This window comes from Helicobacter rodentium ATCC 700285, assembly GCF_000687535.1.
Classification (GTDB): Bacteria; Campylobacterota; Campylobacteria; order Campylobacterales; family Helicobacteraceae; genus Helicobacter_D; species Helicobacter_D rodentium.
Map to the genome: position 1 here is coordinate 1 of NZ_JHWC01000014.1, position 12,871 is coordinate 12,871.

15 protein-coding genes are annotated in these 12,871 nt (G+C 29.6%); 6 read left to right on the top strand and 9 right to left on the bottom strand.

The window, feature by feature from the left end; genetic code table 11:
• The 3 genes from BS85_RS0109280 to BS85_RS0109290 all read right to left on the bottom strand — a co-directional run.
• Positions 1 to 498 (bottom strand): hypothetical protein (locus BS85_RS0109280; protein WP_211246913.1); only part of this gene is annotated, 498 nt, incomplete at its 3' end.
• A 3-nt stretch (positions 499 to 501) separates the two neighbouring features.
• Positions 502 to 3,270: a VirB4 family type IV secretion/conjugal transfer ATPase gene (locus tag BS85_RS0109285; RefSeq protein ID WP_026944541.1), complete on the bottom strand. Its 2,769-nt coding sequence runs from the start codon at positions 3,268 to 3,270 to the stop codon at positions 502 to 504.
• 24 nt (positions 3,271 to 3,294) lie between these two features.
• Positions 3,295 to 3,558 (bottom strand): TrbC/VirB2 family protein, encoded by a 264-nt coding sequence (locus tag BS85_RS0109290; protein ID WP_026944542.1) that lies wholly within the window; start codon positions 3,556 to 3,558, stop codon positions 3,295 to 3,297.
• 162 nt (positions 3,559 to 3,720) lie between these two features.
• On the opposite strand from BS85_RS0109290, the gene BS85_RS0109295 reads away from it, so the two are divergent.
• From BS85_RS0109295 to BS85_RS0109305, 3 genes are read left to right on the top strand one after another with little or no spacing between them, the layout of a single operon-like run.
• Positions 3,721 to 4,029 (top strand): hypothetical protein, encoded by a 309-nt coding sequence (locus BS85_RS0109295; RefSeq protein WP_026944543.1) that lies wholly within the window; start codon positions 3,721 to 3,723, stop codon positions 4,027 to 4,029.
• On the top strand, positions 4,029 to 4,442 hold the full coding sequence (gene vapD, locus BS85_RS0109300; protein ID WP_026944544.1) for a VapD family protein: 414 nt from the start codon (positions 4,029 to 4,031) through the stop codon (positions 4,440 to 4,442). The genes BS85_RS0109295 and vapD overlap by 1 nt, the downstream gene beginning before the upstream one ends.
• Positions 4,439 to 5,047 (top strand): recombinase family protein, encoded by a 609-nt coding sequence (locus BS85_RS0109305; protein WP_026944545.1) that lies wholly within the window; start codon positions 4,439 to 4,441, stop codon positions 5,045 to 5,047. The genes vapD and BS85_RS0109305 overlap by 4 nt, the downstream gene beginning before the upstream one ends.
• A 152-nt stretch (positions 5,048 to 5,199) precedes the next feature.
• Here the strand turns inward: BS85_RS0109305 and BS85_RS11765 are convergent, their stop codons facing one another.
• Positions 5,200 to 5,379, bottom strand: coding sequence for a hypothetical protein (locus BS85_RS11765; protein ID WP_026944546.1), 180 nt, complete (start codon positions 5,377 to 5,379; stop codon positions 5,200 to 5,202).
• 15 nt (positions 5,380 to 5,394) lie between these two features.
• Entirely contained in the window at positions 5,395 to 7,188 is a 1,794-nt protein-coding gene (locus tag BS85_RS0109315) for an AAA family ATPase (protein ID WP_026944547.1), read from the bottom strand.
• Between the two features lie 578 nt (positions 7,189 to 7,766).
• Between BS85_RS0109315 and BS85_RS0109320 the strand changes: the two genes are divergently transcribed.
• Positions 7,767 to 8,045, top strand: a complete 279-nt coding sequence (locus tag BS85_RS0109320; RefSeq protein WP_026944548.1) for a hypothetical protein — start codon at positions 7,767 to 7,769, stop codon at positions 8,043 to 8,045.
• Positions 8,046 to 8,156: 111 nt separating this feature from the next.
• Here the strand turns inward: BS85_RS0109320 and BS85_RS0109325 are convergent, their stop codons facing one another.
• The 4 genes from BS85_RS0109325 to BS85_RS10675 all read right to left on the bottom strand — a co-directional run bounded on the left by BS85_RS0109325 (position 8,157) and on the right by BS85_RS10675 (position 10,726).
• Positions 8,157 to 8,498, bottom strand: coding sequence for an EexN family lipoprotein (locus tag BS85_RS0109325; protein WP_026944549.1), 342 nt, complete (start codon positions 8,496 to 8,498; stop codon positions 8,157 to 8,159).
• Positions 8,499 to 8,563: 65 nt separating this feature from the next.
• Positions 8,564 to 9,787 carry a DUF5710 domain-containing protein gene (locus BS85_RS0109330; protein ID WP_026944550.1) on the bottom strand — a complete coding sequence of 408 codons (1,224 nt, stop codon included), beginning with the start codon at positions 9,785 to 9,787 and terminating at the stop codon, positions 8,564 to 8,566.
• 11 nt (positions 9,788 to 9,798) lie between these two features.
• Positions 9,799 to 10,419 carry a hypothetical protein gene (locus BS85_RS0109335; protein WP_026944551.1) on the bottom strand — a complete coding sequence of 207 codons (621 nt, stop codon included), beginning with the start codon at positions 10,417 to 10,419 and terminating at the stop codon, positions 9,799 to 9,801.
• Positions 10,388 to 10,726 (bottom strand): hypothetical protein, encoded by a 339-nt coding sequence (locus BS85_RS10675; RefSeq protein WP_245596333.1) that lies wholly within the window; start codon positions 10,724 to 10,726, stop codon positions 10,388 to 10,390. Before BS85_RS10675 ends, BS85_RS0109335 begins: the two co-directional genes overlap by 32 nt.
• 211 nt (positions 10,727 to 10,937) lie before the next feature.
• Between BS85_RS10675 and BS85_RS0109345 the strand changes: the two genes are divergently transcribed.
• On the top strand, positions 10,938 to 11,480 hold the full coding sequence (locus tag BS85_RS0109345) for a hypothetical protein (protein ID WP_026944552.1): 543 nt from the start codon (positions 10,938 to 10,940) through the stop codon (positions 11,478 to 11,480).
• Positions 11,481 to 12,857: a MobP1 family relaxase gene (gene mobP1, locus BS85_RS0109350; protein ID WP_026944553.1), complete on the top strand. Its 1,377-nt coding sequence runs from the start codon at positions 11,481 to 11,483 to the stop codon at positions 12,855 to 12,857.
• The last annotated feature ends 14 nt before the right edge of the window (positions 12,858 to 12,871 follow it).

Genomic DNA, 12,871 nt, shown 5'->3' on the forward strand with positions numbered 1-12,871 from the left:
TTCGCCCCTACCCTGCCTTTCTCCATATTCTGTTTCTGAATGATTAGTTAGAAGTCTATTAATATTTTTTCTTTCTATTTCATATTCTCTGCTCCCATATCTTAAAATACTCTCATCATTAGCTTTTACTCTCCAAGTGTAATTATTTATTCTTTTATCAATTTCAGCATCTACATTCTTAGCTACTTTAGGGAAGCTAAGCATTTCTTCTGTGGTTACCATACCTCTTAAATTTGGATTGTTTAAATGCTTCTTGGTTTCTTTTTCCATAAATTCTTTATCAACTTTAATGTCGCCTACATTGCTTTTGACCATTGTGTAGGGTTTGGTATTCTCTAGCACTTTGTGCATTTTGGAGCTTTCTTTTTTGGATTGTCTATCCCAAACAATATCTTTTAGATATTTGATTGTTTTTTCGCATTTCTCAATGCTCTTTTTTGCTTCGTTAATGTATGATTCAAGTTCTAATATTTTGTTTTCTAATTCTTTATCGCTCATTGGTTACTCATTCCTATAAAATTCTTTAAGCTCTGCGACTTTTTCATCAAGGCTTTTATCCTCTTGCGCGAAGATTTTTTCTATGGTGTCTATATAAGTTGTTCCAGTGGATAAGATTTTTAGATTCTCATTTCCTAAAGAGCTTAAATCTAAAGTGCAGATGGCTTTTTCATCTTGTCTTTTGACTAAGAATTGTCTTTTTGCAGGATCAAATCCTTTAATAATCATATATTCGTCATAACTTAAACCAACACCATCAACATATTCCTCATCTTTAGCTTTTGGATTTGGTAGAAAAACCATTGTCGCAGATTGCTCAATGAGTGTTTTTGCATTTTTGAGTTTTAAAAAGTCTTCTAAGCTTTGTGAAGCAAGTCTTAAAAAGCCATTTTGCTTTCTAATGGTTTTAAATTTGTTTTTGACTTCTTCTTGCACAATTTCATTTTCTAGCCACTTCCAAGCCTCATCAATATCAATACAAAGCCTTCTACCATCAGTTAAGCTCATTACACGCCAAAGAATGTAATAACTTAGAATCCCCGATACATCTTTATCATCTAAAAATTCAGTCCCATCAATCCCAAAAAGATTAATATCATCAGGAAAATCTAAATTATCAAATTCATTATCAAATACCCAGCCAAATTGCTTACCTCTTTTAAAAAGTGCTAGTCTTGATTTAAGAGAATTATCATCATCAACATTTTCTGTTAGGTTTTCTAGCAATAATGAAATAGGGAATTTTCTCTCCTCTTTATCAAAGCCTTTCATAATGGAATTTACTGCATTATTGAGCATTTCTTCTTCTCTAGTTGTTAGAATTTCATTATTTCTAGTAACTAAAAGCTTGATTAAAGATTGTAGTTGTCTTATGTTTTCTTGTGTGGTTTCAACCATGAAAGGATTAAATCCTGTTGGCTTACCATTTTCAATGCTAATATATCTACCACCAGCACAAAGAATATTGCCTAAAGCTCCTTTGTCTTTATCTAAATAAACCGCTGTAAATTTTCTATTTTTTTCAGGAACATCATCGGGGAAAGTATCTTTATTCGCATATTTCATCATTTGATTAACAATAAAATTCATAAAGACCGTTTTACCGCCACCGCTTTGCCCCAAAATTAAAGTATTTGCTAAAAAGAAGTCGCCAAAGTCATTTTTACTTGCCCCCGAGCTTTGGTGAAAATTGAAATAATAAGGTTGTTTGTTTGGTGTTTTTAAAATCGTAACTGCATCTCCCCAGCAGTTTTTATTTCTTTTACCCATTGCAAAATTGTGTAAAGCAATTAAAGAAGAGTAATTAAGGCTAGAGATTAGATTAATGCGTGGGCGTATGGCGAAGTTTGTTGGCAATTGTGAAAAGAAAGTAGCAGGAAGTGCTATTGTTGCTAAAGTTACACCAAATCCTAGCTCATTCATTCTTGTAATAACTTCATTTGCGTTATCTTTGCATTCTTTTAAAGAATCACCATAAACAAGAATTGAAAAATGATATTTGCCAAAGGAAATCTCTCCATTTGTGAGTTGATCTAATGCGTCATCAATTTCTGCCACTTGGGAAAATCCATCATCTTCAGTTGCAATGAGTTGTTTTTTCTGTTTAGAAATTGCAGATTTAGCGTCTATTCTAGGAATTGGTGAAAAGCTTTGCGTGATGATATATTCAATATCTAAATACATTAAAACATCTAAGATTCCAGCGAAAGTTTCGCTAGTATAGTCTTTAATTTCAATACAACGCGCAAATCTTTTTTCACCATGATTGCTGTTAAATTGGATGGTTTCGTGTCCAAATTGTATGTTTTGTAAATTGCCATTTAGATATTGATCTATTGGAGCTGACAATACTCTTATAGGATTAAATTTACCACCGATTAGATAGTTGTAAAACTCTAATTGATGAGAATATGTTTTATTATCTTTTGAATAGGTTTTTAATCTTTTTGGACTAAAATCTTTAAGGTTTGCTTCTAGTCTATCTGTAAATTCTCCAAATTTCATTAGAAATAGGCTAATCATCTTTCTTTTACTCTCAAAAGAGCTTTTCATAAAAGCTGTTTTTTCTATTTTGACCTTTAGAGGATCAAAAATTAAAGTGAGATACAAAGCATTTTTTCTTAATGTCCCTTGCTTGAAGGATTCATAATACTTTCTATCAATCTCCTCTAAAAAAGCATTGTTAAATTTTGAAGTGAGCCTATCTTCAATGGAATATCTACAATTATGAAAATAAAAGCTCACAGGCTCATTTGCAAAAGATTTAAATAACATATTCAAAAGATCATTTTTTGTATCTAGCTCATCGTCTTCTTCTGCCTCAAAGTTAATACCTTTAATCTCCCAAGTTGAGATTAAAAAATAATTTTTTGTAATCACCACAGAATCACTAATTAAAGACGAAAAGGGAATAAGTTTTTCAAAACTAGGTTCTGCTTTAAGCCCAAAAACAGAGATTTTTGGAAAATCTGAATTTTTAGGCATTTCTCTATAAGAATTTGCGCTATAAGTTTTAGCCTTATAGTAATTCTTAGAAGCAGGGTTGGAAAAAAATCGCATTTTTAAAAACATTAAACGAAATATAAAATCATCCCTTTTTGTCATTGCTTTCATGATGAAAAATGTGGGGATTGCAAATGCAAGCAGAAAAATATTTTGGCTGTAAAATGCAAGCAGAAAGATTCCACACATTACAACAAAGAGCGGTGTCATAGGAACTCCAAAAATCATTGGGGGACGCGTTAAGCCTTTAAAAAGCGGATTGTTTTGCATTATTAACCTCGTTGCAATGTAAGATTATGCGATGATATATCCAGCAATTGCTGATGCTGAACCAACCAAAACACCACCGATAAATACAGGAGCAACCTCTCTAAGTGTTTGCCCTTGAAACATTATTTTAAAACCTGCCCACATAAAAGCAATTGTGAGGATAATCGCACCAACTGCGTATAAAGCTGTGCTTAGATTTTCCATAAAAGTATTGACTTTATCAATACCACCAGCACCAAAAAGAAGCATTGGACTCATTAAAAATAACGACCATAACCTTGTTTTCATTTATTGTTTCTCCTTAATAAAAATGAACGATTAATTTTTGTTAATATATTAGTTAAATTAATGAGTTAAATTTTGTTATATAATTAGATTAATATTTGACTTATGGTTTTATTTTAGAATCAGATATTTTTTATTACAATTAACGCAAAAAAGGAGTCAATAATGGCATATCCACTTTTAGGCACAAAAATCGTCTTGGATGAAGAGAAAATTTTGAGAGAGGGTAAATATAATTTAGAAGATATGTATAAAGCAATTGATGAAATAGCACAAGATTGTAAGCTTATCAAAAAAGATAAATATACTTATCATTGTATGGGAGATAAAAATGATTTAGCTCGTTTGGGAAATTTTGTTTATGGTAATCTTATGGAAATTGCTTGGTTCACCAAAAATATTAAGGAATGGATTTGGATTAGTGAAAAGGAAGGCAACGAGGAGTTAATTGGTGATGAAATGGGTGTTTGGTAATGAGCTTAACACGCAAGGCTATTAACTTTGATTTATATACAGATGAATTGAAAAAATCTTTTTTAGATACTAGAGAGCCTTATAACCAAATTAAAAGATTTATGCTTGAAAATGGTTTTGAACATAGACAATATTCAGGCTATGTTTCAAAAGAACCTATGAGTGATAGACGAATTTTAAAAATGGTTAGAAAACTTTCTAAGGAATTGGCTTGGATTTCCGAGTGTGTAAAAGAATTTGATGTGACAGAAATAGGTGAGCAATATAGCTTGAAAGAAACTATACAAAATATGCACTCTAAAGCCAAAATAAAAGAAGTTGAATTGAATCAAAGTAATAAATTCAAAGCTAAATTTCAAGAATTTAAAGAACAATCCACAAAAAATCAAAAATTTAAAGATTTAGAACGATGACTATCGCTTACATTAGAGTATCTACAGACAAACAAGAATTAGATTCACAAAAATTAGAAATTATGGAATATTGCCACAAGAACAATATCAAATTAGATGAAATTTTAGAAGTTAAAGAAAGCTCTACAAAATCTCAAGAGAAAAGAAAAATTAAAGATTTAAAGCAAAAACTAAAATCTGGTGATTTATTAATTGCAACAGAGCTTTCAAGGCTTGGTAGAGATATGTTAGAAATTATCAATCTAGTGCTTGAGCTCAATGCTAACGATATAAAATTTTTATTTTTAAGGCAAATGAGACTTAGCAATTTTAATAATCCCGATTCTAAATTGATATTGTCAATTTATGCTTATTTTGCTGAAAATGAAAGAGACTTAATAAGCAAAAGAACAAAAGCAGGATTAGAAAAAGCGAGGGCTAGTGGCAAAATTTTAGGGCGTCCTAATGGCACATTAAATAGTATTTACGATAAAGATAAGGACAAGATAAAGGAATTATTAGCAAAAAATTTATCTATCTGCAGCATCTGGAAACTACTTTATGCTGATAGTGGTAAGAGCTATGATGGCTTATTGTGGTTTATTAAAAAACGCAAATTAAAATGAGATTAATTTTATTATTAAGAATAATATAAAATAAATCTGTTAAAATTAATCGTTCATTTTTACTTCAAAATTAAGTAAATCATATATTTTAAGATACTTGCCTTTAATATTGGTTTAGATATGCTTTTGACATCAAAAGAATCTGCTAAAACTCACTTCCCTTTTATTAAGCTATCCAATCCAACCGATATGGTTACTGCTGATTTTAGTAGCTCACGAAAATCATAATCATTAGATTTTTTATTTAAGTCTAACGCTGCAATTAGCACACATAATTCAGCAGATTTTTCCAAAGCCTGTTCCATAATTTGATTATTTGTCAATTCTTGCATGTTTATTTTTCTCTCTTAATCAAACAATGATTTCTGCGTAAGAAATTTGTTGTTTTTGGTGTTGAGTTGGTTCATAGGATCATTGCGCTTGATAAATCTTTTCACTCTGTTATTGCTTTGATAGATGAAAAATAAATCATTTTTATTTTTGTATTTATCATAAAAGAATTTATCATCATACTCGGCAAATTCTACACCTTTGCCATAGATATTGATTCCAAATTCTATGAGCTTATCTTTTAGCTTGATAATCTCTTTCTTTTGTTTTGAAATAATAGAGCTTTCTTTGTAGAGCCTATAAGCTTTAATCTCACAAAACTCACTATAACTAAGAATCTTTTTATCAGGGAAGCTTGTCAAAAATCTAATTAAATCTTGCGCCACTAAAGAATTTAAATCTATAAGAATTTGCGATAAGTCATCATCGTATGAAAGCGTAGATTCTGTTTCAAGTTTTTTAATGTATTCTCTGCGAACTGTTAGCACGAACACAGAAACAATCACTCCATTTTCTTTTGTGATACGCTCAACAGAATCAAACATTAAAATCCCTTTATCTCTTTGCGTGATTGTTTGCTTATCACCACTTTCAACATTTTGTGTAAAAGCTAAATCATAGGCAAAGCGAGAAATTTCAATAAATTTTTGCTTTAGCCACGAGTAATTGCTAGGATTTTTGTTAAGGTATTGTTTTAAAAATTTATAGGGTTCTAATCTTACTTCCATATCCCAAAAATTATCTTGGTATTTCTTGATGACATTAGTATCTACATTTTTCTTGATATACAAGAATAAAGCGTCTAGGATATTCCTATGTGTTTGTGTAAGCAAAGAATTTTTAAGACTAATTGCATAAGATGAGCCATTAGCACCAACCATTTTAAATTCTATTTTATTGTCATTTTCTTTGAAATTTTTATAAAAATTAGAATCTGTAAGTTTGCGAGAACTAAGATAAAAGACCCCTCTATTCTCATTCATTGTTACATAGCCCTCTGCTAAATCATTAACGCTTACAGCGGATATATCTTTTTTATTGATAATCTCCAAAGTGTGAGAATCAATATTGCCTACTTTTATATCTTTAATGAGTGGCTCATCAATGCTAGGGTTATGCAATACCTTGATAGTCTTTTGGTATTCTCCCGCATTAATATTGTTATTATCCTTTAAAACTTCAAGTAAGCGATAGGTTGTAGAGCTTTTATCCTCACCCTTTTGGAATGAGAGTTTATAAACGATTCTAGGCGCATTAATAATCACAGAGCTACCCATTAAGCTCTCGCCCTTTTTATCTAAATGGTGCAGTAACAAAATTGCTTGATTGTTTGCTTTGGCTATGTCTATTAAGATATTAAAAAAGTTTTGCACATCATTTTGATTGTTTTGATCTTTAAAACCTAGCGTAGAGAAAAATGCGCTAAAAGTATCAAGCACGATTAAATCACAATCCGCCAATTCATTAAGCTCTTCTTTAAAGCTACCGATAGAATTTTTATCAATCTTTGGAAGCTCATTTGAAAACTCAAATTCTAAGCTTTTAAAGGGATAAAAGCTTTCTATATTTTTAATGCGTTCTAAAATCGCTTGATTCTTATCTTCTATACTCCAAAAGAAAGGCTTTAAACCATCATTGATTGCATTTGCGCACACTTTTAAAGCCAAAAGAGATTTACCTACCTCACTATTACCGCTTAATACTGCCACAGAACCCATTTCTAATTTAATTGTATCCTCACAAATGATAGATACACTATCATCACTAAAAAGACCGAGCGTAATTGTATCAATGGTATTGCGTTTAGGCATATATTCTCCACTCCAAAATTGACTTAAATAGAATAGTCAGATAAATAACGCTGGAAATTATAGTGAAATTATTATATGTATGTCAATATTAGCTTTTGAAAAGCTTATAAAAAATAAAATTGACTTAAATAGAATAGTTTATTATATGTATGTCAGCAAAAATCACTCCAAGAGCCACAAAGCTTACTGAAAAATTGACTTAAATAGAATAGTTTTTGACTTAAATAGAATAGTTTTTGACATTTTTTCGGAAGCCACCCACGATAAAAAGGCACTTCCAAAGCCTGATTGACTTAAATAGAATAGTTCCTAAATATATTAAATTTATTAAATATAAATTTAATTAAAAACCCAAATACTAATAGGTAAATCAAAAATTAAAATTTTTGACCTTTTACATAAAATCGCAAATTACTAAACTGCGATTTTGAACAGCACCAAAAAGAAAGTTTTATAAGAAATAAAAGAGCTAAAATTTATTAGGTGGAAATTTCTGTGCAGTGAATAAAGAGAAACATAAATTTAATGTTTAAAAAAGTGTATAATTATTGTAGAGATTAACAATTTGAGGGGAATCTGTGGTGGAAAGAAAGAGCATATTAAACTTTAGTAAATTTAAGATTTTGAATCAATTGTATTTTGATTTGATGGTGATAGTTATTGCGGGTTCTGTGATTGGTTTAATTTTAGCTTTTAAATTCTTCGCCTATGAAGATGTTTGGAGTTTTTTTCAAGATTATTTTATATTGATTGTTCTCTTTGTGATAATGCTTGTAGGTCTGTTTGATTGTTTAAAAGGGATAAGGAAGTATAAAGAGATTTTAAAGAATCATCAGCATTTAGACTTTGAAAGTTGATTTTATATTTTTAGAGCCGCGCGATGTTTTTGAATTTCTGTATAACATTAGTTATTATTAATTACTAAGAGTAACTATTAATATATAATAGTTACTAATGTATAGCAGTATTTATTGTGATTTTTGATTGTTGTTTCTTTTAAAATGTTTTGCAATATCTTCATCTGTAATATTTCCAAAATCTGTTACAGAATTCATAAAATTTGCGCTGTAAGCATTTTCACAATCTGCATATTCATTGCTAGGATTTCCATTTAAATATTTTAGTTGTTCCTTTTCAAGCTTTTCGCTCCCCTCTGGAAACTTTTTCTTACATTCTGCAACTTTTGCTTCCAACTCCTTAGCATTTTTTGGGTCAGAATAATACTCCACAGACTTTGGCTCACTTGAACAAGCAGAAAATACACCAGCAACAATTGCACCTAATAAACCTAATTTAACCGCTCTTTTCATTTTTCTACCTTTTTGTTAATTTAAAGTAACTATTATATATTATTGTTTATTAATATATACAAAAATTACCTTGTAATGTCTTGCTCTTTGTGCGCAATGTGAGCGGATTTAAAGGTGTCAAGTTTTTTGTGAAAATCAGGTATGCTTAGCTGTTTTTTCACTTCATCAAGACCTTTATTTAAATAAATATCATTAAAATCACTCATTCCTTGTTCTGCCTCTTTATTGGTGATTTGCGGGATGATGATTTTAATATCAGGGAATTTTTTTTGGATTTCCTTTGCAGTTTCTACTCCAACATTAGAAAGCCCTTGCAATTCTCTTTTTTTGTCATTATCTGCTATTAAAGTGATAGGAGTGTTTTGAAATTTGGCTTTCAGAACTTCAACAATTTTTGGTAGGTTTCCAGCATCTACACCCATAATTACAGGTTTGTTGAGTGCTTTATAAATTGTGGCTGTAGTAGCAAAGCCTTCTGCTATAATAAATTCTTTGCAATACTCCAAACTTTTAGCTCCTATGATATGAAAACAACCAGACTTTCGCGCAGAATATTCTATGCCCTGTTCTTTTTCTTCTTTGGTTCTTATGATTCCGATAATTTTATCTCCATTGGGAAAGATTCTTTGGACAGACCATATTTTGTTGTTCTCATCTTTTAAAGGAATCAGTAAAGATCCTTTGGAATCTTGCTTTAGATAAAAATTTTCATTAAAACCTTTTTTAAGCAAATAAGGGTGATTGGATTTTGCCCAATTTGCATTTTGATATTCTTCTTCAATTTTAAGAGCGGTTTTTTCTTGTAGCTCCAAAATTTCTTGTTTATTATTTTTTGTGGAAGCTACAACTTTTTTTTGATGAGGAGCTTGATAGTTAGTAATAGTTTGCTTTAATTCTGAAGGCATTTTCCAATTTTCTTTAATGCCTGTTTTGAAATTTTGGATAAAACCTGCGGGATATTCATCCAAGAAACCGCTATAAGCCCCGCTTGTTTCTCTGCCTCTATCAGTAGTGGTTTTTACTCTATGAATCTTTCCATCCATAATGGGTGAGCCATCAATAATTAATCCTTGTTTCTCCAAAGCATTTTTAAAAGCAGAAAGTATTTCTTGCTCATCAAATGAAAATTCTTTTTTTTGTTGCGGATACAACCATTGCGAAAAAATATTTTTATCTAAAGTTTTTGGAGCAAACCATTTTTTTTCTTTATCGTCCCACATTGCTCCTAGCAATCTTGCTTTTTCTTTGTCTTTAAATGGAACATAAAGATAAATTCTTTTTTGCGGCATAATTTATCCTTTTATCTATTTAAAGAGCGAGTTTTATCTGCTGTTATTTCTTTATCAAATTGCTTTTTATTTAGTTTTTTTTTGAAAAATTCACTCATTTTTTGCTTAAAAAATGATGGTTCTTTTGTTGAAAGTTGATTTTCTTTATTATAGTCTTTTCTAGCTTCTGAAAAAGACTTAGAAAATGTTAATACCATTGCAGCAATATCTTTATTGACTATTTCAGATAAATCTTTTAAAGCTTTAAAAGTGCCATCTAACATTTGATCATAAGTTGTTGGTTTGTAGCTACCAACTTGATTGTTAAGATTTTCTTTTGTGTTAGGATTTATACTCTCTTTATTTATTTGAGAGCTTCCAATATTAATGAGATGATCAATTCCTTTTTGAAAATTTTTATCTCCAAGTCTTATATTCAACGGAATTTTTTCTTTATCTGTAATGATTTCAAAATTAATAAATTGATTTGAAAAATCTTTTTTTAATAAACTTTCGGCGATGTCAAATGTCTTTATGGTATTAAAGAATTTATTAACATCTTCTCCCTCATAAGTTCCTTCCTGTATTGCTTCTTTATAATGCTCATTCAATTTGCTTACATCAGTCACTTTGATTTTGTAATTCTGTTCCATTTTTATTCTCCAGAGTATTTTTTGTTTTGTTGTTTTTTGCGTCATCTATTCTATCTGTATTTTTATTAAAAGAGCATAAACTATTTATTGTAGCCATAGCGTCTTTAGTATTTTTGCAGTCAAATTTTTCTATAAGCAGATTAAACTCGTTTATAAAATTATCACATTCTTCAAAATCTTTGAGTAATGCCACAGAAAGTTTTTTATATATACGCTCTTTCTTTTCTTTTTCTTTTTGGCGTAATTTCTTTAATTTCTCATCATACTCACGCTTTAACTCTTCTATCATTTTACTTTCTTGAAGCATAATTAATCCCTTTAAAAATTATATAAATTGCATTATTCCAAAATAAACTTAATATCTTATAAAGCTTGATATTGTAAAATTCTCAAAATTTAAATAATCTATGAAATGCAGGATAGGCAAAAACGCCGAAAAGTTATATAAAACTTTTCATCTTATTTTGCAGAATAAACTCTGCGAGGCTCATTTTGATTATTAAAATAAGGATATTTTTATGAAAAAATACTTGCTAACAATTGAAACAGATAATCTTGATTTTTTAAATAAAATTAAGTTGGAAACCAAGTCATCAATCAACAAGATTATCAATTATATCATTAGAGATTATCAAGAAAATAAGGATATTTATGTAAATAATAATTTTAAATTACTTGATAATATACACCAAAATAAGAATGAAAATTTTAGAGAAATAAGAATAAGATTAAGTGATGATGAATTTAATCTATTAAAAGAAACTGCCTCATATAATGGTTTTAGAAGTGTATCCAAAGAAGCAAAATTTAGACTGATAAATTCTTTAAATAAAAACAAATTTTTTGCAAATGCAGAGCTAATTGCATTTATGAAAACTAGGACAGAAATTAATTCCATAGGTAAAAATATTTATCAATTATTAAAGGTTCTTAGAAGTAATAATTTAGTTAAAATCAATGAAGATAATCTTAAAAATACCATTGATAGTGTTAGAGATAAAATAGATATATTGTCTGATACTCTTGGCAAAATTATTGAGGTTAATAACCAAAGAGTTTAAATGTCTCGCCTTAGAATATTTGATGATGAGATAATTGCAAAAAAAGTTTTTACCAAAATAGAAAGTGCTTCAAAGCTTCCATTAAATTATATAAATAAAAATAGAAATAATTATATTAAAAATTCAAAGACAGGTAAGCTTTCTAGTAAAAATATGTTTAGAAAAAATACTGAAGTCGTTGTTAAAGTTACTTCAGGTTCTAAAAATTTTCAAGCACTTTCAAGACATATAAATTATATTTCTCGCAATGGAAATGTTGAATTAATTTCTAATGATTTTGATAGATATGTAGGAGAAGATGAGATCTTAGATGTAAAAAGATTTTTTAGAAATGAAGGTGTTCCTATTCCATCTTATAAAGATGGAGCAAAAGAGAAAAAGCATACTATTAATATGGTTTTTTCTATGAAGGAACATTCTGCTGCTCCAAAAGAAAAATTACAACAAGCGGCAATGACTGCTTTAAAAAGAATGTATCCTGATAATTTTTTTGTAGCTGCTTTTCATGGTGATACAGATAATCCACATTGTCATATCTGTTTAAAAATTGCAAATCAAAATGGCAAAAGAATTAATCTAAGAAAAGCAGATTTAGCAAATCTAAGAATAGAATTTGCTAAAGCATTAAATGAATTAGGTGTTGAAGCAACAGCTACAAATAAAAGACAAAGAGAAGCAGAAAAGAATCAAGAATTATCCATTAAAACAAGTAAAGAAAATCCAACCCATCAAACTCCAAAAATAAAAATGCACTACTACCAAGTCTTAGATTTTGGAAATGCTAATTATCAATTTAGTGCCGATAAAAATGCAAAGAAAAGTTATTATGTGAGCTATAAAACCAAAAAGGGAATTGCTACAATTTGGGGACAAGATTTAGAAAGGGCTGTAAAAGAAAATAAAGTTTTAAGGGGGGAATATGCAAGATTTAAAATAGTAGGACAAGAGGAATATGAGATAAAAAGAAAAGTGAAAATTAAAGGAGAGTGGAGAGAAGCTGCTAAAATTCTAAAAAAACCTATTTGGGATGTTTCTGTTATTGGTAGAGAGAAAGAATTAAAACAAATTCCCAAAAAGATAGATAAACAAAGATATAGAATTATACAAGATAAAGGAGTTAATCGTGAGAGAGATTATACAAAACAATATAGACAGAGAGTCTTACAAGAGCTCGGTAATAAATCAGTTAAAAGAGGAGCTGTTGCCAACAAAGGAAACTCTTTGCGAGTATTGTCCAAAGAGCCTATGGTTTATGACGCAAAACGAACTCAAATGCTTTTGCACATCAATGCACTCAATCAGTTACAGCAAGGAAACAGAGGACGACCCGATAATAACTTGCGACGGACAGATATTAGGATTAATAGAAATGAATGAAGCCACTAAGGAGT

Bases quoted from the DNA above. Each gene is read 5' to 3' on its own strand.
- BS85_RS0109345 (WP_026944552.1), top strand. From the start codon at position 10,938: ATGAAAAAATACTTGCTAACAATTGAAACAGATAATCTTGATTTTTTA.
- BS85_RS0109290 (WP_026944542.1), bottom strand. From the start codon at position 3,558: ATGAAAACAAGGTTATGGTCGTTATTTTTAATGAGTCCAATGCTTCTT.
- BS85_RS0109305 (WP_026944545.1), top strand. From the start codon at position 4,439: ATGACTATCGCTTACATTAGAGTATCTACAGACAAACAAGAATTAGAT.
- BS85_RS0109315 (WP_026944547.1), bottom strand. From the start codon at position 7,188: ATGCCTAAACGCAATACCATTGATACAATTACGCTCGGTCTTTTTAGT.
- BS85_RS0109335 (WP_026944551.1), bottom strand. From the start codon at position 10,419: ATGGAACAGAATTACAAAATCAAAGTGACTGATGTAAGCAAATTGAAT.
- BS85_RS0109285 (WP_026944541.1), bottom strand. From the start codon at position 3,270: ATGCAAAACAATCCGCTTTTTAAAGGCTTAACGCGTCCCCCAATGATT.
- BS85_RS10675 (WP_245596333.1), bottom strand. From the start codon at position 10,726: ATGCTTCAAGAAAGTAAAATGATAGAAGAGTTAAAGCGTGAGTATGAT.
- BS85_RS11765 (WP_026944546.1), bottom strand. From the start codon at position 5,379: ATGCAAGAATTGACAAATAATCAAATTATGGAACAGGCTTTGGAAAAA.
- vapD (WP_026944544.1), top strand. From the start codon at position 4,029: ATGAGCTTAACACGCAAGGCTATTAACTTTGATTTATATACAGATGAA.
- BS85_RS0109295 (WP_026944543.1), top strand. From the start codon at position 3,721: ATGGCATATCCACTTTTAGGCACAAAAATCGTCTTGGATGAAGAGAAA.
- BS85_RS0109325 (WP_026944549.1), bottom strand. From the start codon at position 8,498: ATGAAAAGAGCGGTTAAATTAGGTTTATTAGGTGCAATTGTTGCTGGT.
- BS85_RS0109330 (WP_026944550.1), bottom strand. From the start codon at position 9,787: ATGCCGCAAAAAAGAATTTATCTTTATGTTCCATTTAAAGACAAAGAA.
- mobP1 (WP_026944553.1), top strand. From the start codon at position 11,481: ATGTCTCGCCTTAGAATATTTGATGATGAGATAATTGCAAAAAAAGTT.